The 21,282-nt window shown below is 71.3% G+C and carries 20 protein-coding genes; 5 read left to right on the top strand and 15 right to left on the bottom strand.

The annotated features are described in order from the left end of the window. The first annotated feature begins 29 nt into the window (after nt 1-29). Together AC1MEY_RS06005 and AC1MEY_RS06000 are read left to right on the top strand one after the other, a co-directional pair. Nucleotides 30-539: a hypothetical protein gene (locus AC1MEY_RS06005; protein ID WP_480229789.1), complete on the top strand. Its 510-nt coding sequence runs from the start codon at nt 30-32 to the stop codon at nt 537-539. Next, on the top strand, nt 536-1,102 hold the full coding sequence (locus tag AC1MEY_RS06000; RefSeq protein WP_480229788.1) for a ferritin-like domain-containing protein: 567 nt from the start codon (nt 536-538) through the stop codon (nt 1,100-1,102). The genes AC1MEY_RS06005 and AC1MEY_RS06000 overlap by 4 nt, the downstream gene beginning before the upstream one ends. Here AC1MEY_RS06000 and AC1MEY_RS05995 read toward each other — a convergent pair. The 4 genes from AC1MEY_RS05995 to AC1MEY_RS05980 are packed head-to-tail and all read right to left on the bottom strand — an operon-like array spanning nt 1,099 to nt 5,953. Continuing rightward, on the bottom strand, nt 1,099-2,859 hold the full coding sequence (locus tag AC1MEY_RS05995) for a proline--tRNA ligase (RefSeq protein ID WP_480229787.1): 1,761 nt from the start codon (nt 2,857-2,859) through the stop codon (nt 1,099-1,101). The genes AC1MEY_RS06000 and AC1MEY_RS05995 overlap by 4 nt on opposite strands. Before the next feature lie 27 nt (nt 2,860-2,886). Next, complete coding sequence (locus AC1MEY_RS05990) at nt 2,887-3,579, bottom strand: VOC family protein (RefSeq protein WP_480229786.1); 693 nt, start codon at nt 3,577-3,579, stop codon at nt 2,887-2,889. Continuing rightward, on the bottom strand, nt 3,576-5,057 hold the full coding sequence (locus AC1MEY_RS05985; RefSeq protein WP_480229785.1) for an MFS transporter: 1,482 nt from the start codon (nt 5,055-5,057) through the stop codon (nt 3,576-3,578). Before AC1MEY_RS05985 ends, AC1MEY_RS05990 begins: the two co-directional genes overlap by 4 nt. 53 nt (nt 5,058-5,110) lie before the next feature. Beyond that, nucleotides 5,111-5,953, bottom strand: coding sequence for an SDR family oxidoreductase (locus tag AC1MEY_RS05980; protein ID WP_480229784.1), 843 nt, complete (start codon nt 5,951-5,953; stop codon nt 5,111-5,113). Between the two features lie 107 nt (nt 5,954-6,060). On the opposite strand from AC1MEY_RS05980, the gene AC1MEY_RS05975 reads away from it, so the two are divergent. Then, nucleotides 6,061-7,026, top strand: a complete 966-nt coding sequence (locus AC1MEY_RS05975) for a LysR family transcriptional regulator (protein ID WP_480229783.1) — start codon at nt 6,061-6,063, stop codon at nt 7,024-7,026. Here AC1MEY_RS05975 and AC1MEY_RS05970 read toward each other — a convergent pair. From AC1MEY_RS05970 to mqo, 6 genes are read right to left on the bottom strand one after another with little or no spacing between them, the layout of a single operon-like run. Next, complete coding sequence (locus AC1MEY_RS05970) at nt 6,995-8,587, bottom strand: MFS transporter (protein ID WP_480229782.1); 1,593 nt, start codon at nt 8,585-8,587, stop codon at nt 6,995-6,997. The two genes, AC1MEY_RS05975 and AC1MEY_RS05970, sit on opposite strands and share 32 nt — an antisense overlap. Nucleotides 8,588-8,620: 33 nt before the next feature. Beyond that, the gene (cobA, locus tag AC1MEY_RS05965) at nt 8,621-9,817 is read right to left on the bottom strand and encodes a uroporphyrinogen-III C-methyltransferase (protein WP_480229781.1); all 1,197 of its coding nucleotides are present in this window, start codon (nt 9,815-9,817) and stop codon (nt 8,621-8,623) included. Between the two features lie 58 nt (nt 9,818-9,875). Beyond that, nucleotides 9,876-10,490 (bottom strand): cob(I)yrinic acid a,c-diamide adenosyltransferase, encoded by a 615-nt coding sequence (gene cobO / locus AC1MEY_RS05960; RefSeq protein ID WP_480229780.1) that lies wholly within the window; start codon nt 10,488-10,490, stop codon nt 9,876-9,878. 25 nt (nt 10,491-10,515) lie between these two features. After that, entirely contained in the window at nt 10,516-12,435 is a 1,920-nt protein-coding gene (locus AC1MEY_RS05955) for a magnesium chelatase subunit D family protein (RefSeq protein ID WP_480229779.1), read from the bottom strand. Further along, a complete protein-coding gene (locus AC1MEY_RS05950; protein ID WP_480229778.1) occupies nt 12,428-12,889 on the bottom strand; it encodes a GNAT family N-acetyltransferase in 462 nt (153 codons plus the stop codon). The genes AC1MEY_RS05955 and AC1MEY_RS05950 overlap by 8 nt, the downstream gene beginning before the upstream one ends. A gap of 2 nt (nt 12,890-12,891) precedes the next feature. Next, on the bottom strand, nt 12,892-14,355 hold the full coding sequence (mqo, locus tag AC1MEY_RS05945; RefSeq protein WP_480231323.1) for a malate dehydrogenase (quinone): 1,464 nt from the start codon (nt 14,353-14,355) through the stop codon (nt 12,892-12,894). A 443-nt stretch (nt 14,356-14,798) separates the two neighbouring features. On the opposite strand from mqo, the gene AC1MEY_RS05940 reads away from it, so the two are divergent. Beyond that, nucleotides 14,799-15,845 carry an alpha/beta hydrolase gene (locus AC1MEY_RS05940; RefSeq protein WP_480229777.1) on the top strand — a complete coding sequence of 349 codons (1,047 nt, stop codon included), beginning with the start codon at nt 14,799-14,801 and terminating at the stop codon, nt 15,843-15,845. A 5-nt stretch (nt 15,846-15,850) separates the two neighbouring features. Continuing rightward, on the top strand, nt 15,851-17,245 hold the full coding sequence (mtr, locus tag AC1MEY_RS05935; protein WP_480229776.1) for a mycothione reductase: 1,395 nt from the start codon (nt 15,851-15,853) through the stop codon (nt 17,243-17,245). A 6-nt stretch (nt 17,246-17,251) separates the two neighbouring features. On the opposite strand, the gene nicT is transcribed toward mtr, so the two are convergent. The 5 genes from nicT to AC1MEY_RS05910 all read right to left on the bottom strand — a co-directional run bounded on the left by nicT (nt 17,252) and on the right by AC1MEY_RS05910 (nt 21,277). After that, nucleotides 17,252-18,271: a Nickel transporter NicT gene (gene nicT / locus AC1MEY_RS05930; protein ID WP_480231322.1), complete on the bottom strand. Its 1,020-nt coding sequence runs from the start codon at nt 18,269-18,271 to the stop codon at nt 17,252-17,254. Between the two features lie 147 nt (nt 18,272-18,418). Beyond that, complete coding sequence (locus AC1MEY_RS05925; protein WP_480229775.1) at nt 18,419-19,246, bottom strand: class I SAM-dependent methyltransferase; 828 nt, start codon at nt 19,244-19,246, stop codon at nt 18,419-18,421. 73 nt (nt 19,247-19,319) lie between these two features. Beyond that, the gene (locus AC1MEY_RS05920; RefSeq protein WP_480229774.1) at nt 19,320-19,640 is read right to left on the bottom strand and encodes an ArsR/SmtB family transcription factor; all 321 of its coding nucleotides are present in this window, start codon (nt 19,638-19,640) and stop codon (nt 19,320-19,322) included. 100 nt (nt 19,641-19,740) lie between these two features. Then, nucleotides 19,741-20,424 (bottom strand): FadR/GntR family transcriptional regulator, encoded by a 684-nt coding sequence (locus AC1MEY_RS05915; RefSeq protein ID WP_480231321.1) that lies wholly within the window; start codon nt 20,422-20,424, stop codon nt 19,741-19,743. Nucleotides 20,425-20,500: 76 nt separating this feature from the next. After that, nucleotides 20,501-21,277, bottom strand: coding sequence for a 3-oxoacyl-ACP reductase (locus AC1MEY_RS05910; protein ID WP_480229773.1), 777 nt, complete (start codon nt 21,275-21,277; stop codon nt 20,501-20,503). Nucleotides 21,278-21,282: the final 5 nt, after the last annotated feature.

The following is a 21,282-nucleotide window of genomic DNA, read 5'->3' as shown; positions in this document are numbered from 1 at the left end:
CACCGGTCCTGCGGTGCCGGGATGGCAGGATGGCCGGTGTGCCGAGCGCCCTACCGACCGTCAGCAGGCGGCGCGTCCTGATCGGAGCGGCAGCCCTGGCAGCCCTGGCAGGGACGTCGGCGGCCTGCGGGGCGAAGACACCACCGCCGGACGTCAGCACGCTCTCGGCCGCGCTCGACCGCGCCCGCGCGGACAGTCGACTCGCGGCGGGCGCCGCCGGTGCGGCCGCCCCCGACCTGGCAGCCGCCCTGACCGCGATTGCCGCGGAGCGGACCGCGCACGCCGAGGCGCTGACCGACGAGATCACCCGCATCAGCGGCACCGCACCGGCCACCTCGACGTCCACCTCCCCCACGACGACCGCGCCGCCGCCCCCGCCGCCCACCGCCGCGGCCCTGGTCGCCGCGCTCGAGGAGTCGGCCAGCACCGCCGCCACCGGTGCCGCCGCGCAGACCGGCTACGCCGCGGGTCTGCTCGGGTCGATCGCCGCGTCGTGCACCGCCGCTCGGACCGTCTCGCTGGCCGCGGTGTCGTCATGACCTCGCCGACGCCCACCACCCCGACGACGCCCGCGCCGTCCACCCCGGCCCGCACCACCTCGACCGCGAGCACCACGACGTCGACGACGTCGGTCAGTCGCACGCCCGATCCCGCACGCCCCGAGGACGGGCCGGACGGGGCGCTGTACGACGCCGTCGCCACCGAGCACGGCGTGATCTACGGCTACGGACTGGTGTCGGCGCACTCGACTCCGGACGTCAACGACGTCGTCGCCGGGGCGATGCGCAGGCACCGCGAACTCCGCGAGGAGGGCATCGCCAGACTCAAGGCGCGCTCGGTGACGCCGCCGCTGCCCGCGGCCGGCTACCAGATCCCGACGGTGGTCGACAGCCCCAGTGCCGCAGCGACTCTCGCCGTGCGCATGGAGGAGGACAGCGCGGTGGCGTGGCGGGCGGTGCTCGAACAGTCGGCCACTGCCGAGGACCGCGCGTTCGCCGTCACCGCACTCACCGACGCCGCCGTCACCGCAGCGACCTGGCGACGGGTGCTCGGGATCGAGCCCATCACCGTCGCCTTCCCCGGCGGCAACGAGAAGGTCTAGCGCGCCGCGAGTGCCGCCGCGATCTCGGTCGCGGCGTCGTCCACCGCGATCTCGCGACTCTCGCCGGTGAACCGGTTGCGCAGCTCGACCACGCCGTCACCCCACCCGCGGCCGACGACGACGATCCACGGCACGCCCAGCAGTTCGGCGTCCTTGAACTTCACGCCCGGCGACGACTTGCGGTCGTCGAGGAGAATCTCGCACCCGAGGCGATCCAGGTCGCGGGCCAGACCCGTCGCTCCGGTCCGGGCGTCCTCGTCCTTGTTGGCGATCACCACGTGCGCGTCGAACGGCGACACCTCGGCGGGCCACCGCAGCCCGATGTCGTCGTGCTGCTGCTCGGCGATCACGGCCACCATGCGCGACACGCCCACGCCGTAAGAGCCCATGGTCAGCCGCACGGGCTTGCCGTTCTCGCCCAGGACGTCGGCGCTGAACGCGTCGGTGTACTTGCGGCCCAGCTGGAAGATGTGGCCGATCTCGATGCCGCGCGCCGACACCAGCGGGCCCATGCCGTCCGGCGACGGGTCGCCGTCGCGCACCTCGGCGGCCTCGATGGTGCCGTCGGGCGTGAAGTCGCGGCCGGCGACCAGACCCACGACGTGCTTGCCCTTCTCGTCGGCGCCGGTGATCCACGCCGTGCCGTCGACGATCCGCGGGTCGACCAGGTAGCGGACGCCGTTGGCCAGCAAGCCCTTCGGGCCGATGTAGCCCTTCTGAAGGAACGGGTTCGCGGCGAAGTCCGCATCGTCGAGCAGCACGTACTCGGCCGGCTCCAGCGCGGCGCCGAGGCGCTTGTCGTCGACCTCGCGGTCGCCGGGCACGCCGACGGCCAGCAGCTCCCACTCGCCGCCGGGCTCGCGGACCTTCATCAGCACGTTCTTCAGGGTGTCCGCGGCGGTGACCTCGCGCCCCTCGAATTCGGGCAGACCGGCGCCGTTGGCCCACTCGACCAGCGTGGCGATGGTCGGGGTGTTGCCCGTCTTGTGCACCACGGCGTCCGGCAGACCGTCGACGGGCCGCGCGGCGGGGGCGGGCGTGGTCACGGCCTCGACGTTGGCGGCGTAGCCGGACTCGACGCAGCGCACGAACGTGTCCTCGCCGACCTCGCTCTCGGCGAGGAACTCCTCGGACGCGCTGCCGCCCATGGCTCCCGACACCGCGGACACGATGACGTACCGCACCCCGAGGCGGCCGAAGATCTTCTGGTAGGCCTCGCGGTGCGCGTGATAGGCGTCCTTGAGGCCGCCCTCGTCGACGTCGAACGAGTAGGAGTCCTTCATCACGAACTCACGGCCGCGCAGGATGCCGGCACGCGGCCGCGCCTCGTCGCGGTACTTGGTCTGGATCTGGTAGAGCCGCAGCGGGAAGTCCTTGTAGGAGCTGTACTCCCCCTTCACCGTGAGCGTGAAGATCTCCTCGTGGGTGGGGCCGAGGAGGTAGTCGTTGCCGCGCCGGTCCTGCAGGCGGAAGAGGTTGTCGCCGTACTCTGTCCACCGGTTGGACGTCTCGTAGGGGGCGCGCGGCAGCAGCGCGGGCAGCAGGATCTCCTGACCGCCGATGGCGGCCATCTCCTCGCGGATGACCCGCTCGACGTTGCGCATCACCCGCAGGCCCAGCGGCAACCAGGAGTACAGGCCGGGGCCGATCGGACGGACGTACCCGGCGCGGATCAGCAGCTTGTGGCTGGGGACCTCGGCATCGGCCGGGTCGTCACGGAGGGTGCGGAGGAACAACTCGGACATGCGGGTGATCACAGGCGACCACCTTAGCCATGTACGCGGTCAGTCCCGCCCCTGCCACGTGCAGACGCACGCCTCGTTGCCCTCGGGATCGGCCAGCACCCAGAAGGACGGCGCCGCCCCGTCGTCGAGCAGCGTGCCGCCGGCCGCGAGCGCGGCGTCGATCCGGGTCCGGGCATGCTCGGGCGGCACGTCGACGTCGAGGTGGATCCGGTTGCGTTCGACACGCGGCTCGTCCATCTGCTGAAACCAGATCGTCGGCCCGCGGCGGAGCGGGTCCTGTAGCGCATCGGGCGGCAGGTCCGGCGGGTGCGGTTCGTCGACGTAGCCGGTGACGGCCTGCCAGAAGGGCCGCACGCGCGCGATGTCGAGCGCGTCGATGGCGATCTCGATGGTCTGTGGCGCGACGGCGTCACCGGGGGCGGTGTGCAGGCCTGCGGTGGCCAGCGCGTCGGTGATCCTGGCCGCCAGCGCGAGGTCGAGCGCCGTGACGTTGCCGGCGGCGGCCGTCTGCAGGCGCAGCACCAACCGGTCGGCGAGCAGTTCGGCGGTGAGGTGTCCGGGCCCGTCGGCGCCGGCGGCCTCGATCGCCGCGGTGGCGGCGCGGCCCGCGCCTTTTAGAGAGCCGACCGGAACGTGGGTCGTGACCACGCCCAGGATCAGCCGCCAGCCGAGCGGGTCGACGGCCTCGGCGACCTGCCCGCGGGTGAGCGCCGCGCCGTCGGACGCCGTCACAGCTCGCCTGCCTCCACGGCCTCCTTGGTGTGCTGCGCGCGAGCGATGTCCTTGGCGGAGAACCCGATCCAGAACGCGGCGACGCCCACCAGGATCGAGACGCCCGCCACCCACAGCAGCGAGTACGTGTAACCCTCGCCGAGGGCGTCGAGCTGGGTCGGCGACATGTTCTTCACCGGCCCGGTGGTGCCGCCGAGGTACAGCGTGCGCGACTGCTGGACGGCCATGATGGCGACCAGCACGAGCGGCCCGCCGAGGTTCTGCACCATCAGGGTGATCGCCGAGACCGGCCCGATCTCGCTGGGGCCCACCTTCGCCACCGCGCACAGTGGCAGGACCACCGAGATGATGCCGATGCCGAACCCGCCGATCACGATCGGCAGGAAGAGGTTCGGGAAGTACGGGATGGTGCGGTCCAGCGTCGAGCCGTAGAGCATCGCGGCGAGGACGAACAGGCCGCCACCGATGATCAGCCAGCGCGGTGCGTACATCGGCGCCAGCTTGGTCGCGAGCACGTTGCCGACGCCCACGGCGACCGCGAACGGCAGGAAGCAGATGCCGGCTCGCAGCGCCGAATAGCCGAGCACGTCCTGGGCCAGCAGGCCGACCATGACGGTCACGGTGAGCAGGACGCCGCCGCCGAGGAACCAGGCGGTGAACGTGGCGACCCGGTTGCGGTCGCTGAACACCGAGAACGGCACCAGCGGGTTGTCGGCGGTGCGCTCCACCACGAAGAAGGCGACGAAGAACGCGATCGCCGCGATGGCCGCGCCGATCACCCAGGGGTCGACCCACCCGCGTGGCGGTCCCTGGGTGAACACCAGCACCGCCGACGTGCAGCCGAGTGTCGCGAGCAGCGCGCCGGTGATGTCGAGCTTGAGCCGTTCGTGGTTGGTCTCGGCGATCTTGAGCACGGCGATGGCGATGATCACGATGCCCACCGGGACGTTGATGAGGAACGCGAGCCGCCACGAGACGACGGTGAACAGCCCGCCCAGGACCAGGCCCATCACCGAGCCGATCGCCTGCATGCCCGCCGACACGGCCATCGCCTGGTTGCGGGCGGCGCCGACGGCGTAGGTGGTCGCGATCAGGGCCAACCCGGTCGGGGCCGAGACCGCGGCACCGACGCCCTGCAGCGCCCGCGCCGCGACGAGGGTGTATTCGTCCTGCGCCAGGCCGCAGACCAGTGAGGCGAGCGTGAACACGCCGACGCCGGACAGGAAGGCCCGCTTGTGGCCGATCGCGTCGCCGATCCGCCCGCCCAGCAGCAGCAGGCCGCCGAACGCCAGCACGTAGGCGGTGATGACCCAACTCTTGCCCGCGTCGCTGAGGTCGAGGTCGGCCTGCATCCGGGGCAGCGCGACGATCACGATCGTGCCGTCCAGCGTCGACATCAACTGCATGCCGGTGATGGCGATGATCGCGACGCCGAGCACCGACGAGGACAGCGGCGCGGTACTGCGCTCGGCGGACATGACTCGCACCCTACCGATGGGTAAGGACGCCGGGAACCGCAGTGTGTGCGCGCCTAGCCGATGTCGGCGGTCGCCGCGTTCTCGCGCTGCGGCGTGAGTTCGTCGAGTCGCCCGCGCAGCGCGTCGGTCACCAGCCGCCAGGCATCCGACCCGAGGACGAGCCGCCGGGGCGGGTCCGCGGAGTGGCCGGCGCGGATGATGGCGGCCACGGTCTTCTCCTGGCTGTCGACCATCTCCTCGACCGACGTCGGCGGCCGATCGGCGGGTCCGCCCCGGTAGGGCTCGCTGAGCGGGACGCGGGGTGCCGCGTCGAAGAAGCCGGTGCGGACCACACCGGGCTCGACGAGGGTCGTGCGGATGCCGAACGGCGCGACCTCCTGCGCGAGCGACTCGTAGAAGCCCTCGATCCCCCACTTCGTCACGTGGTACATCGAGAACGCCGGGAACGCGAGGTGCGCGCCCATGCTGGACATTTGCATCAGGTGGCCTCCGCCGAGGGCCCGCAGGTGGGGGACGACGGCGCGCGCCAGCTGGATGGAGCCGGTCAGGTTGGTGGCGATCATCCTGTCGACGTCGTCGTCGGAGAGGTCCTCGGCGGTGCCGAACACCCCGTACCCGGCATTCGCGACGACGACGTCGATGCGCGGGTGCGCCTCGAAGGCCGCGTCGACGGTGGCGCGCAGGCCCGCCGTATCGGTGACGTCGAGCGACCGTCGCCACAGGCGGTCACCGTGCCGTTCGGCGAGATCGTCGAGCGACGCCGCGTCGCGCGCGGTGGCGGCCACGTGGTGTCCCTGGTCGAGCAGTTGCTCCGCGAGTTCGCGTCCCATGCCGCGGGACGCGCCGGCGATGAACCAGGTGAGTGGTGTGTCGTGCCGGGCCGTGTCGGTGGTCATGGGGACTCCTTCGGGTTCGGGTCGGTCATGCCGTTCAACGGCGCGCCCACCCCTGATTGATCCATAAGTGACATGACGGTTGTGGCGCCGAGGCATACGCTTCGCGCATGCCGAATCAGCCGCGCCTGGACGAGGTGACGCTCACCGGACTCCGGGTGTGTCGCGAGATCGCCCTGCTCGGTTCGTTCACGGCGGCCGCACGGTCGCTGGGCTACTCGCAGCCGGCGATCTCGCGGCAGGTGGCCGCGATGGAGGCGGCGACGGGCACGCCGCTGTTCGTCCGGGAGACCCGCGGCGTCCGGCTCAGCGCGGCGGGCGGCGCCGTGATCGCCCATGCGGCCCGCATCATGGCCGACGTGGAATCGCTCGGCCGCGATCTGGACGGCCTGGCCGATCGGCTGGCCGGCACGCTGCGGCTGGGCGTCTTCCCCAGCGCGGCATCGGTGTTGGCGCCGCGGGCGATCGCTCGCCTGGGGGTGGAGCACCCGGGCCTGACGGTCACGCTCGCCGAGGGATCCACGCCGGCACTGCTGCGCGACCTACGACGGGAGCGGCTCGCGGTGGCCGTCATCGGGACCGGCGAGGGCCTGCCGCACTACGACCTCGACGGGCTGGCGACCCGCCGGGTGTCCACCGGCGACCTGTGCGTGGCCGTCCGGGCGGACCATCGGCTCGCCCGGGACCCGGGTGCGGCCCCCGTCGCGGTCGCCGAGCTGGCGGGCGAGCGGTGGGTGGTCGGCGACGGCGCCGCCGGCGGCCCGCAGTTCGAGGCGTGGCCGACGCTGCGCAATCCGATCATCGCGCACCGCGTGAAGGGGTGGCCGTCGCGGCTGGGGATGGTGGCGGCCGGACTCGGCGTCTGCGTCATGCCGGAACTCGCCGCGGCATCGGTGCCGACGGGGGTGACGACGGTCCTGGTCGACGATCCCCGGTGGTTGGGCCGCGTCACGCTGGCGGTCACCCGGCCGGAACCGAGCGCCGAGACGCGTGCCGTGATCGACGCGCTGGAGTCCGTCGCCGACGGCCTCCACGCTCGGGGAGCTACAGCTCCCCGGCGTCGATCGCGTCCTTGACCTCTTGGGCGTGGGCCACCTGCGCGGCGGTGTAGCCGATGAACAGCGCCACGACGCCGACGACGATCGCGACCGCGGCCACCCACAGCAGGCCGTAGGTGTAGCCCTGGTCGAGTGCGTGCAGCTGCGCGGCGTCCATGTTCTTGACCGGTCCCGTCGTGCCGCCGAGATACAGCGTGCGCGAGGTGATGACGGCCTGGATGATCGCCAGCACCACGGGGCCGCCAAGGCTCTGCAGCATCAGCGCGATCGCCGACACCGGTCCGATGTCGTCGAATCCGACGCCCGCGATGGCAGAGATCATCAGCGGCACCACGATCATGCCGATGCCGAAGCCACCGATCGTGATGGGCAGCACCAGGTTCGGGAAGTACGGGATGTCGCCGTTGAGCGTGGAGCCGTAGAGCATCGCGGCGAGCACCAGGACGCCACCGGCGATCACGAGAATGCGCGGCGGGAACCGGGACGCCAGGAACGACGACAGGCCGAGGCCGATGCCCAGGGCGATGACGAACGGGATGAACCCGATGCCGGCCCGAAGTGCGCTGTAGCCCATGATGTCCTGCACGTACAGGCCGATCAGGACCGTCAGCGTGAACATGACGCCGCCCGCGAGGAACACCGCGGCGAACGTGGCGACGCGGTTGCGGTCGCGGAACAGGCTGAACGGCACGACGGGGTTCACCGCGGTGCGTTCGACGTAGACGAACGCGGCGAAGCACACGACCGCGGCGAGCCCGGAGCCGAGCGTCAGCGGTGTCAGCCAGCCCTTCTCGGGTCCCATCGAGAAGCCGAAGACGGCGGCGGTACAGGCCAGCGTGGCGAGGATCGCACCCGTCGCGTCGAGCTTCATCCGCTCGCGGTTGGTCTCGCGCAGCGTCTTGCGGGCCAGGTAGATCATCAGGATGCCGATGGGCACGTTCACCAGGAACGCCCAGCGCCACGACACCTCGGTCAGCGCGCCACCGACCACGAGGCCCATCACGGATCCGACGCCGGTCATCGCCGCGAAGACGGCGGTGGCGGCGTTGCGCGCGGGGCCCTTCGGGAAGGTGGTGGCGATCAGCGCGAGGCCGGTGGGCGACGCGATGGCCGCGCCGACGCCCTGCAGCAAACGGGCGACGACGAGCGAACTCTCGTTCCAGGCAACACCGCACAGGATCGAGGCGAGCGTGAACACCGCGACGCCGACGATGAAGGTGCGCTTGCGGCCGATGGTGTCGCCGAGGCGCCCACCGAGCAGCATGAGACCGCCGAACGTCAGCACGTAGGCCGTGATGACCCAGCTGCGTCCCGCGTCGGAGAGGTTGAGTTCGTCCTGGATCTTGGGCAGCGCCACGATGGCGACGGTGCTGTCCATGGTCGCGAGCAGCTGCATGCCGCCGATCGCGATGACCGCGGCGAGGAAGCGGCGTGACGGCAACCACGTTGGGTACCAACTGCTTCGCGTGATCTGCGTGGGGGTGATCGGCGTGGGTATGGGGGCTGGGAGCACCTCGTCGCCGGCGTCCTGCGACTTACGGCCGGCAACGGCGCGCTCCGCGTCGTTGAGAGCGGGCATGCTCGATTACCTTACAGTAATCTTAGAATTCGTTTAGGCGCCGAAGCCCGCCACGGACCCGATCACGATGATCGCGGGCGGTCTGATGCCCTCCGCGCGGACGTGTTCGGCGGCGTCGACGAGGGTGGTGCGCAGCGTGCGCTGCGCGGGCGTCGAGCCGTGCTGGACCACGATCACCGGCGTTTCCGCTGGTCGGCCGCCCGCCAGCAACACCTTGGCGAACAGTTCGATGCGCTCGACCGCCATCAGCAGCACGATCGTGCCGCTCAGCGCGGCCAGCGCATCCCAATTCACTAACGATTCGGGATGGTCGGGTGCGAGATGGCCGCTGACCACCACGAACTCGTGGTTGACCGCCCGATGCGTGACCGGGACGCCGGCCAGCGCCGGAACCGCTATGGCACTGGTCACACCGGGCACCACGGTCACCGGAATGCCCGCATCGGCGCACGCGATCACCTCTTCGTAGCCGCGCGCGAACACGAACGGATCGCCGCCCTTGAGGCGGACGACGAACTTGCCCTCGCGGGCCCGCTCGACGAGGACGGCGTTGATCGCGTCCTGCGCCATCGCGCGGCCGTACGGGATCTTCGCGGCGTCGATCACCTCGACGTCCGGAGCCAGCTCGGCGAGCAGCTCCGGTGGCGCGAGGCGGTCGGCCACGACGACGTCGGCCTGGGCAAGCAGTCTGCGGCCGCGCACGGTGATCAGTTCTGGGTCACCGGGACCGCCGCCGACCAGTGCCACTCCCCCGCGCAGCGACTCGGTGTTGGTGTCGGCGATCACACCGCTCTGCAGCGCCTCGTTGATGGCGGTGCGGATGGCCGCGGAGCGGCGGTGCTCGCCGCCCGCCAGCACGCCGACCGAGAGCCCGTCGTACTCGAAGGACGCGGGCGTCACGGCCGTGCCCTCCTGTGCGACGTCGGCACGCACGCAGAAGATCCGTCGGCTCTCGGCCTCGGCGACGATGGCGGCGTTGACGTCCGGATCGTCGGTGGCGGCCATCGCGTACCAGGCGCCGTCGAGGTCGCCGTCGCGGTAGTCGCGCAGTTCCAACGTGATTCCGGTGGTGGCCTCGACCGCGGGGGTGGCGGCGCGCGCGATCACGTGGACGTCGGCGCCGTTGGCGAGCAGCAGCGGCAGGCGCCGCTGGGCGACGGTGCCGCCACCGACCACGACGACCTTCCGGCCGGCCAGGCGCAGCCCGACGAGGTAGGCGTTCTCGGTCACCCGGTGAGCTTAGAGGTTGGTGCGATGCCCGGCCCCACGAGGACGACCGGCCCGGCGTTCACCACTCGATGCCGCGCTGACCCTTGCGGCCCGCGTCCATCGGGTGCTTGACCTTCGTCATCTCGGTCACCAGGTCGGCCGCGTCGAGCAGGGCCGCCGGTGCGTCGCGGCCGGTGATGACGACGTGCTGGGTGCCGGGCCGCGTGGCCAGCACCTCGACCACCTCGTCGACGTCCACCCAGCCCCACTTCAACGGGTAGGTGAACTCGTCGAGCACGTAGAAGTCGTGCCGCTCGTCGTGCAGGCGCCGGGCGATCTCGGCCCAGCCGTCGGCGGCCGCCGCGGCGTGGTCCACCTCGTCACCCTGCTTGCGCGACCAGGACCAGCCCGACCCCATCTTGTGCCACTCGACGTGTCCGCCGACGCCGTGCTCGTCGTGCAGGCGGCCAAGCTCCCGGAAGGCGGACTCCTCGCCGACCTTCCACTTGGCGCTCTTCACGAACTGGAACACCCCGACGTCGAAGCGCTGGTTCCAGGCGCGCAGCGCCATCCCGAACGCCGCGGTCGACTTGCCCTTGCCGGGGCCGGTGTGGACGGCCAGCAGCGGAGCGTTGCGGCGCGCCTTCGTGGTCAGTCCGTCGGCCGGTACCGCGACGGGTCGTCCCTGGGGCATGCGTGTCCTCCCGTGCCGTCTCGATCTAGGCGGCCGAGTGCTTGACCAGCTGGGCCAGGCCGTCGGCGCGCAGTTCCGCCAGCCGCACGGCGGGCGCGCCGAGGTGGCGGGCCAGCTCCTCGGCCAGGTCCAGGCGGATGTACGAGGTCTCGCAGTCCACGACCACCGACGCCACCTTCTCGGCGAGCAGCAGTCTGGCGGCGGTCCTGGTGCGGCCCAACGGATCCGGGCCGCCGGTGGCGCGACCGTCGGTCAGGATCACGACGAGGCTGCGGCGGGCCCGGTCGCGCGCCCGTTCGCGCACCACCACGTCGCGCGCCTTGAGCAGACCCATGGCGAGTGGCGTCTTGCCGCCCGTCTCGAACTGGGCCAGCCGGCGGCTCGCGATGTGCACCGACGTCGTCGGGGGCAGCACGACGTCGGCCCGACCGCCGCGGAAGGTGATCACGGCCACCTTGTCGCGCCGCTGGTAGGCATCGCGCAGCAGGGAGAGCGTCGCACCGCCCACGGCGGCCATCCGGTCGCGTGCGGCCATCGAGCCCGAGGCGTCGACGAGGAACACCACGAGGTTGCCCTCGCGGCCCTCGCGTACCGATCGGCGTACGTCGTCGGCCACCACCGAGAGCCGACCGCGCCCGTCCTGATGACCGGCGGCGGCCAGTAGCGTGCCGAACAGGTGCACGCCGTGTCCGGTGTCGGGGTCCTCGGTCGCCGCGACCGTGGTGCCGGTCCGGTTCCGTGCGCGGGACCGACGGCCGGGTGCACCCTCGCCGACGCCGGGCACCACCAGGGCCTTGGCCCGGAACGTCGCCGACGGCGGCGCGTTCTGCCGGGCCTTCGGGGGTGCGGCCGACTTCTGTTGCGCACCATCCCCGTTGGCCGGGTCCGCGGCGCCGCCGCCACCACCGGGCGGATCGGGTTCGGGTTCCGGTTCGGGTCCGTCGTCGGGATCGGCGCCGGCGTCGGGCTCGGGATCGGAGTCGCCGGCGGCGTCCGCCGCGTCCGACAGCGCCTCGTCGAGCCGGTCGGGGTCCAGACCCGGATCGTCGAACGGGTCGCGCCGGCGACGGTGCGGCAGCGCGAGTTCCGCGGCCACGCGGATGTCCTCCTCGGCCACGGTGATCGTCCCCGTCGCTCCGCTCGCCCAGGCCTCCGCGCTGCGCCACGCGGCATGCGCGACGGCCGTGCGTGCGACCACCAGGTCGGCGCGCATGCCGTCGACGTCGAAGGCCGCACACAGCGCGGCGATCCGGCGGAGTTCGCCGTCGGGCAGGGCCACGCCGGCGACCGCGTCGCGCGCCGCGGCGATCCGCCGGGCGAGGTCTTCGTCGTCGGCGACGTAGCGGCCGGCGAAGCCCTCGGGGTCGGCCTCGAAGGCCATCCGGCGCCGGATCACCTCGACGCGCACGTCGACGTCACGCGAGGCACGGACGTCGACGGTCAGCCCGAACCGGTCGAGCAGCTGCGGGCGCAGCTCGCCCTCCTCGGGATTCATCGTGCCGATCAGGATGAAGCGGGCGTCGTGGCTGTGCGAGACGCCGTCGCGCTCGACGTGCACCCGGCCCATCGCGGCGGCGTCCAGCAGGACGTCCACCAGGTGGTCGTGCAGCAGGTTGACCTCGTCGACGTAGAGCACGCCGCCGTGCGCGCGGGCCAGCAACCCCGGCGAGAAGGCGTGCTCGCCGTCGCGCAGAACGCGTTGTAGGTCAAGGGATCCGACCACGCGGTCCTCGGTGGCGCCGATCGGCAACTCCACCAGCCGGGCGTCCTCGTCGATCGCGGAGAGCACGGCGGTGAGTGCGCGGACCGTCGTCGACTTGGCCGTGCCCTTCTCGCCGCGGATCAGCACCCCGCCGATCTCGGGCCGCACCGCGCACAGCACGAGGGCCAGCTTGAGCCGGTCCTGTCCGACGACCGCGCTGAACGGGAAGCCGGCGTCAGCCACCGGTCGATCCGCTCCGCAGCATCGGGACGTGCGGTATGCCGTCGTCGAGGAACTCGTCGCCGCTGCGGACGAAGCCGTGCTTGACGTACATGTCCTCGAGGTAGGTCTGGGCGTCGATCCGGCAGGGGTAGTCGCCGACCTCGGCCAGAGCGGCCTGCATCAACCGGCTGGTGTGGCCGTGCCCGCGTTCGGTGCGCTTGGTGCACACCCGGCCGATGCGGAACACCTTCTCACCGCCGGGATGTTCCTCCATGAGGCGCAGCGTCGAGACCACCACGCCGTCGGAGTCCTCGAGCCAGAAGTGCCGCGTCTCGGCGAGCAGGTCGCGGCCGTCGAGTTCCGGGTACGGCGTCGCCTGTTCGACGACGAACACCTCGACCCGGAGCTTGAGCAGTTCGTAGAGCGTCGTCGCGTCGAGGTCCTTGGCCCAGCTACGTCGTGAAGCAATCGTCACGGTCAGGTGACGGCTTCGGCCGCGGCGACCTGCGCCTCGGGCTTGTCGAGCTTGAGCACCTCGGTGCCGTGGGCCCACACCTCCTCGAACAGCTTGGGCTCCTTGGACAGTTCGACGCCCAGCGAGGGCACCATGTCCTTCAGCTTCGGCTGCCAGGAGGCGTAGCGGTCGGGGAAGCAGCGCTCCATGACGTCGAACATGGCGGGCACGGCGGTCGAGGCGCCGGGCGACGCGCCCAGCAGACCAGCGATCGAGCCGTCCTCGGCGGCGAGCACCGTGGTGCCGAACTCCAGCACGCCACCGGCGCCCTTCTTACGGATCACCTGCACGCGCTGACCCGCGATGTCGAGCTCCCAATCGGAATCCCGTGCGCTGGGCGCGAATTCGCGCAGGGCCTCCACGCGGTCGGCCTCGCTGAGACGCAACTGGCCGACGAGGTACTTCACCAGGCTCATCTCGGTGAGACCGACGCCGAGCATCGATGCGAGGTTGTTCGGCTTGACCGAGAACGGGAGGTCGGTGACCTTGCCCTGCTTGAGGAACTTCGGCGACCAGCCCGCGAACGGCCCGAACAGCAGGTATGAACGGCCGTTGATGACGCGGGTGTCCAAGTGCGGCACCGACATCGGCGGCGCACCCAGCGGCGGCGCGCCATAGACCTTCGCCTGGTGGTCGGCGGCGAGCAGCGGGTTGCCGGTGCGCAGCCACTGCCCGCCGACGGGGAAGCCGCCGAATCCCTTGGCCTCCTTGATGCCCGACTTCTGCAGCAGCGGCAGCGCGCCACCGCCCGCGCCGACGAACACGAACTTCGTGTTGATCTTGCGCTTGAGGCCGGTGCGACGGTTGACGACCTTGAGGGTCCAGGAACCGTCGGATTCCTTCGCGAGATCGCGGACCTCGTGGCCGAACAGGGTGTCCATGCCGCGCTGCGCGGTGAACCCGATGAGCTGGCGCGACAGCGACCCGAAGTCGACGTCGGTTCCGTCCTGCGTCCAGTTCAGCGCGACGGGCTCGGCGAAGTTGCGCCCGGCCGCCATCAGCGGCAGACGACGGGCGAACTCGTCCTCGTCGTCGATGTACTCCATCGTGGCGAACAGCGGGTTCGTGACGAGCGCGTCGTACCGCGCCTTCAGGTAGCCGGTGCTGCCCGCGCCGTGCACGAAGCTGACGTGCGGAATGGGGTTGAGGAAGCTGCGGACGTCGGGCAGCACGCCATTGGACACGGCGTAGGACCAGAACTGCCGCGAGACCTGGAACTGCTCGTTGACGTGGACGGCCTTGCTGATCTCGACCGTGCCGTCACTGCGCTGCGGGGTGTAGTTCAGCTCGCACAGCGCGGAGTGCCCGGTGCCCGCGTTGTTCCACGGGTCGCTGCTCTCGGCGGCGGCACCGTCGAGGCGCTCGATGAGCGTGATGTTCCAGTCGGGCTCCATCAGGCGCAGCAGGGCGCCCAACGTCGCACTCATGATCCCCGCGCCCACCAGGACGACGTCCGTCTTCACTGTCTTCGACTCAGTCACCTGATCTTTGGCCCTTCGTCATCGCGCACCCGATTCACACGGCTTACCGGTCTATCAGGTTATCGGGTACCCACTGCCGCGGTGACGGCGCACATCCCGTGGGCGGTGCCCGCCGGTGGCGGAGGCCACGGGGCGCCCGACCCCGGCTGCTCCGGCGCCCGTTCGCGTCCGTGGCGGCGCGGGCGCGAGCGCCGTGATTCTCGCCGTACGGGCAGGTCAGAGTGCCTGCCGGACCGATGCGTCGGCGGCCGGGTGCGGGGCACCCACCCGGTCGCCTACGGCCCCGCCCGAGCACGGGTGGCATACCGGCCGCGCCGCACGGTGACGAATCACACCCGGTCCGGCGGTCCACGGACCTCGCGGAAGGCCCCCGGCCTAGAGTTGACGACGTGAATGGGTCACCGTCCGCATGGGAGCCCGACGTACTACCCGACTACTGGCAGCACACGCTCCCCCTGGGCCCGGACCCCGACGGCGAGGGCGACCTGGTCGCCACCCTGGTGCGCCGCGGCGGGGGCGGCCGCTCCGATCTCGCGATCCTCGCGCTGCACGGGTACACCGACTACTTCTTCCACACCGAACTCGCCGACCGGTTCGCCGCACGCGGCTTCGCCTTCTACGCCGTCGATCTGCACAAGTGCGGACGCTCGCGGCGCGGGGACCAGACCCCGCACTTCACGACCGACCTCGCGAGCTACGACGCCGAACTGGAGCGCGCGCTCGAGGTGGTGGCCGCCGACACCGGCGGTGCCGAGGTGATCGTCTACGGCCACTCCGCCGGCGGCCTGATCGCCACGCTGTTCCTGGACCGGCTGCGCAGCCGCGGCGCGACGGCCGCGGCCGACGTCTGCGGCCTGGTGCTCAACAGTCCGTTCCTCGACCTGCACGGGCCGGCGATCCTGCGGTCGGCACCGACGTCGGCCGCACTGAAGGCGCTCGGCAGGTGGCGCAAGACGACGGTGGTCCGCAAGCCGACCCCCGGTGGCTACGGCACCTCCCTGCACCGCGACTACGCGGGCGAGTTCGACTACAACCTGGACTGGAAGCCCGTGGGCGGCTTCCCCATCACGTTCGGGTGGATCAACGCGATCCGTCGCGGGCAGGCCGCGCTGCACCGTGGCCTCGACGTCGGCGTGCCCAACCTGGTGCTGCGGTCCGACCACAGCGTGCGCGAGGCGCCCGATTCCGAGGCCATCCAGCGGGGCGACGCCGTCCTGAACGTCGCACAGATCGCGAGATGGGCGGGCTGCGTGGGCAACCACACGACGGTGGCGCCCATCGCCGACGCCAAGCACGACGTCTTCCTCTCCCTCGCCGAGCCCCGTCAGGCCGCGTACCGGGAACTCGACCGCTGGCTGGACCGCTTCGTCCCCGAGGCGGTGGCCGACCCGATGGCCGACCTGCCGTCCACCCCCATCCGACCCGAACGAGGCTGACACACGTGGAGCACTACGACCTGACCATCATCGGCACCGGATCGGGCAACAGCATCCCCGACACGGCGTTCGACCCGCGCTACGGCGACATGCGCATCGCCATCGCCGAGGAGGGGACCTTCGGCGGGACGTGCCTCAACGTGGGCTGCATTCCCACCAAGATGTTCGTCTACGCCGCCGAGGTCGCCCAAACCGTCAGGCACGCTTCGCGATTCGGCGTCGACGCGCACATCGACGGTGTCCGGTGGCGCGACGTCGTCGATCGGGTGTTCGGCCGCATCGACCCGATCGGTCCGAGCGGCGAGGCGTACAAGAGCAGCCAGCCCAACATCGACGTGTACCGCAGCCACACCCGGTTCGGGCCGACCCGGTCCGACGGTCGGTACCTGCTGATCACCGCCGCCGGCGAGGAGTTCACCTCCGATCAGGTCGTCATCGCCGCGGGCTCGCGGATCAACGTGCCGCCGGCCATCCTCGAATGCGGCGTGCACTACGAGACCAGCGACACCGTGATGCGGATGCCCGAACTGCCCGAGCACATGGTGATCGTCGGCGGCGGGTTCGTCGCCGCGGAGTTCGCGCACGTGTTCTCCGCACTCGGCGTGCGCATCACGATCGTCGTCCGCGGGGACGGCCTGCTCACGCACTGCGACGAGACGATCTGCCACACCTACACCAGCCTTGCCACCGAGAAGTGGGACGTGCGGACCCACGAGAACGTCGTCGGCTCGCACCACGACGGCGATCGGATCGTCCTCGAACTCGACGACGGCAAGGAGCTGAGCGCCGACGTCCTCCTCGTCGCCACCGGACGAATCCCCAACGGAGACATGCTCGATGCCCACCTTGCGGGGGTCGAGGTCACCGCTGGCGGCATGGTGGTCGTCGACGATCACCAGCGCACCACGGCACGCGGCATCTACGCGCTGGGCGACGTGTCGTCGGCCTGGCAGCTCAAGCACGTCGCCAACCACGAGATGCGGGTCGTGCGACACAACCTGCTGCGCGACTGGGACGACACCGCCGGCATGGTCCGCAGCGACCACCGGTACGTCCCGTCGGCGGTGTTCACCGACCCGCAGATCGCGATGGTCGGACTCACCGAGGCCGAGGCCCGCGCCCAGGGCTACGACGTGGTCGTCAAGGTGCAGAGGTACGGCGACACCGCCTACGGCTGGGCCATGGAGGATCAGACCGGCATCGCGAAGGTGATCGGCGACCGGGCGACCGGCACGCTGCTCGGCGCGCATCTGCTCGGGTACCAGGCGTCGACGCTCATCCAGCCGCTGATCCAGGGCATGAGCCTCGGGCAGACGGCAGCCGAGATCGCCACGGGGCAGTACTGGATCCATCCCGCGCTGTCGGAGATCGTCGAGAACGCACTGCTCGGCATCGTGTAGCGCCGGTCAGGACGTGGGTGCCGGGCGTTCGTCGAGGTGGCCGAGTCGCCAGATGGCCACGGCGATCAGCCAGGCGAGCAGGAACATGGCGACGATCAGGAAGCCGACGGCGTCGAGGTCGGCGTTGCCGATGGCGGCCAGCGGCCCGGTGTGCAGGTCGAGGCGTTCGGCGATCAGGCCCGCGAGGACCACGACGCCGATGACCAGGGCGACCAGCACCGACAGCACCGTCACGGTCAGGTTGTAGTAGACCTTGCGGATCGGTTGCAGGAACGCCCAGCCGTAGGCGCGGGACATGAGGATGCCGTCGAGGGCGTCGAACAGGCTCATCCCGGCCGCGAACAGCACCGGCAGCACCATGATCGCGTACCAGGGCAGGGTGAACGCGGCGGTCCCGGCGGCCAGTACCAGTAGCGCCACCTGCGTGGCGGTGTCGAAGCCCAGACCCATCAGCAGCCCGACGGGATAGAGATGCCACGGCTCGGCGACCCGGCTGGTGACCCGTCCCAGCAGGCGGGCCAGGAGGCCGCGGTTGTGCAGGTGGTGTTCGAGTTGGGCTTCGTCGAGGTCCCCGGCGCGCATGCGGCGGGCCACCTTGGCGATGCCGACGACCGCGACGAGGTTGGTCAGGCCGATCAGGATGAGGAAGGTGCCGGCGACGACCGAGCCGATCAGGCCCAGGGTCTGCAGCATCGGTGAGCCGTCGTCGGTGACGGGCCCGGCCAGCGCGCGCACGCCCAGGGCGAGGAGCAGCGCCAGGGCGAACACCACGCTGGAATGTCCCAGGGAGAACCAGAATCCGGCCGACACCGATCGTCGGCCCTCGCCGACGAGTTTGCGGGTGGTGTTGTCGATGACGGCGATGTGGTCGGCGTCGAAGGCGTGACGGACGCCCAGCAGATAGGCCGTCACCCCGAGTCCGACGCCGAACACCCCCTCCGACCCCAGCGTGATGTGCTGCGGTGCGACCCCGAAGACCAGCACCCCCCACCCGAAGACGTGCAGCACCAGCACCACCGCCGACATCCCGGCGATCGACCTACCGTCGACACGGTCGAAGGCGGCGGAGCGGATCGTCGGTGACGCCCCCGCGGTGGACTCGACGCTCATCGGTGGAGCGTAGGCGCAGTCCTCGACATCTGTCCAGGTGAACAGATATCGAGCGGGCAGGCCCTACCGGGCGGTCGCGGTCACCACCAGATACTCGGCGTCCCAGGCACCGTCGTCCTGCTGCCAGTCGGTGAGGAACGCCAGGAACTCGCGATCGAGGGCGGCCACCCGGCCTGCGTCGTCGGCGGTGAACCGGTAGGCGGCGATCGTCGGGCCGTAGTTGCGCTTCCAGTACTCCCGGAACTCCAGCGGGTCGGTGCAGTGGTCGAGCCGCACCGTCTGCCGGTGCGTCGTCAGCGCCGTCACCCGATCGCCGAACAACTCCGCCACGTGGTCCTCGTCGCCCCACAGCGGCGGCGGGCTCGCGCCCGGCGGGGGCGGCGGCGCGTACGGCTTGAGCGTGGCGAACAGCCGACCGATGAAGCCCGCGGGCGTCCAGTTGATCATCCCGATGGTGCCGTCCGGCCGGCACACCCGGACCAGCTCGTCGGCGGTCGCCTGGTGGTGCGGGGCGAACATCGCTCCGACACAGGACATCACGACGTCGAACGAGTCGTCGTCGAACGGCAGCGCCTCGGCGTCGGCCTCGGTCCACTCGAGGTCGACGCCGTGCGCGGCCGCGGCGTCACGGCCCGCGGCGAAGAGTTCGGGCGTCAGGTCGCTGGCGGTGACGACGGCGCCCGCGGCCGCGGCCGGGATGGCGGCGTTGCCGGCCCCCGCGGCGACGTCGAGCACCCGGTCACCGGCACTGATTCGGCACGCGCGCACCAGTTCCCGACCGAGTTCGGGGATCAGCTCCGACGCCACGGCCGGATAGTCGCCGGACGCCCACAGCGCGCGGTGCCTGGCCTTCAGCGCCCGGTCGGCGGTCGGATCCTCGGCGGTGCTCATCTCAGCGACTGTTGCGCACACTCGGCGCTCGCGGACGACTTTCGACAAAGGACTTTCGACTGACGACGCGGACTCACCCGTGGCGGGCGCCGATCCAGTGCAGCAGGTCGTGCACGGTCTCGTCGTCCAGCCGGTAGCTCACCGATCTCCCCTGCCGGGTGCTGGTCACCCACCCCTGCTCGCGCAGCACCCGCAGCGCCTGCGACACCGCGTTCTCCGAGCGATTCAGCGCCGCCGCCAGGTCGCCGACGCGGATGCCCGGGGCGCGGTGCAGGCCGAGCAGGATCTCCAGGCGGTGCGGATCGGACAGCAGGTCGAAGCGCTGCGCCCACCCGGCGGTGTCGACGTCGGCGAGCGCCGACGCCGCCCGCTCCACCGCCGACTCGTCCTCCACCAGGTGCAATCTAGTCGGTGACGCCCCCGGCGAGCGTGCGCAAAGTCAGGTCCGCGCTCGGCATGTCGCCCGCAGACACGCACGCTCGCCGGAGGGGTCGTCAGTCCAGGAAGCCGTGCAGCAGCGCCGCCGAACCCCAGACGTGGGCGGCCATCACCTCGGCGGACCCGTCGGCGTCGCCGGCGAGGATCGCCATCACGATGGCCTCGTGCTGTTCGTCGGAGTGCGCGATGTTGAGCGAGAGCAGCGGGATCTGGTCGAGCAGTTCGTTGATGCGCATCCGGTTGTCGGCGACCAGGGGCACCAGCGACGGCGCACCCGCGGCCTCGGCGATCGCCAGGTGCAGCCGCGAGTCGAGGCGTCGGTAGTCCTCCGGGTCCGCGCCGCGCACGTCGCACAGCCTGCTCCACAGCGTCTCGCGCTCGGTGGCGGTCAGCGTGCGACTCGCCGCCATCCGCGCCGCACCGACCTCGAGGATCTCCCGCAGCCGCAGCGCGTCGTCGATGTCGGCACGGTCGAACCGGATCGCGTCGGCGCGCGGCGTCGGCAGGTCGTCGGCGAGGAAGGTGCCGCCGTAGCGACCCCGCCGCGACACCAGGTAGCCCGCGTCGGCGAGTGACTTGATGGCCTCGCGCACCGTGTCGCGGCTGACCCCGAGCCGCGTCGCCAGTTCCCGCTCGGGCGGCAGCGACTCCCCGGGCGCGAGCACTCCGAGGCGGATCGTCTCGAGCAGTCGCGCCACGGTGTCCTCGAACGCGTTGCCCAGCCGCACCGGACGCAGCAGGTCCGATGCCGGCGCCTTGGCGTCGGGGCGCTCGGCCGTCGGCTGCTGCTCTGGTACGGACGTCACGACGGTCGCCCTACAGCGGTGTCACGTAGTGGCCGCTGATGCCGCCGTCGACGAGGAAGCTCGACGCGGTGATGAACGAGGCGTCGTCGCTGGCGAGGAACGCCACCGCGGCGGCCAGTTCCTCGGGCTCGGCGAACCGCCCCACCGGGACGTGCACCAGCCGGCGGGCCGCCCGCTCCGGATCCTTCGCGAACAGCTCCTGCAGCAGGGGCGTGTTCACCGGTCCCGGGCACAGCGCGTTGACGCGGATGCCCTGCCGGGCGTACTGCACGCCGAGTTCCCGCGACATCGCCAGCACGCCGCCCTTGGACGCGGTGTAGGAGATCTGCGAGGTGGCCGACCCCATGACCGCGACGAACGACGCGGTGTTGACGATCGAGCCGCGCTGCTGCGGCACCATGTGGCGCAGTGCGGCCTTGCAGCAGAAGAACACCGACTTGAGGTTGATGTCCTGCACCCGGTCCCACGCGTCGATGCCGGTGTTCTCGATCAGGTCGTCCTCGGGCGGGCTGATGCCCGCGTTGTTGAAGGCGATGTCCACCGAGCCGTGCGTCTCGGCCGCGGTGTCGAACAGCGCGTCGACTGCCGCCTGGTCCGACACGTCGACGGCCACGAAGGTGCCGTTCAGGTCGTCGGCGACCGACTTGCCCGCGGTGGGGTCGATGTCGCCGATGACGATGGTGGCGCCCTCGGCACGCATCCGCTTGGCCGTGGCCAGGCCGATGCCGCTGGCGCCGCCGGTGATGACGGCCACCTTGCCGGCAAGGCGCTGTGTCAGATCCATCATGTCCT

This window comes from Mycobacterium sp. PTI7 (genome assembly GCF_056679845.1).
The sequence above is the reverse complement of the archived record's forward strand: the minus strand, read 5'-3'. Positions and strand labels throughout refer to the sequence as shown.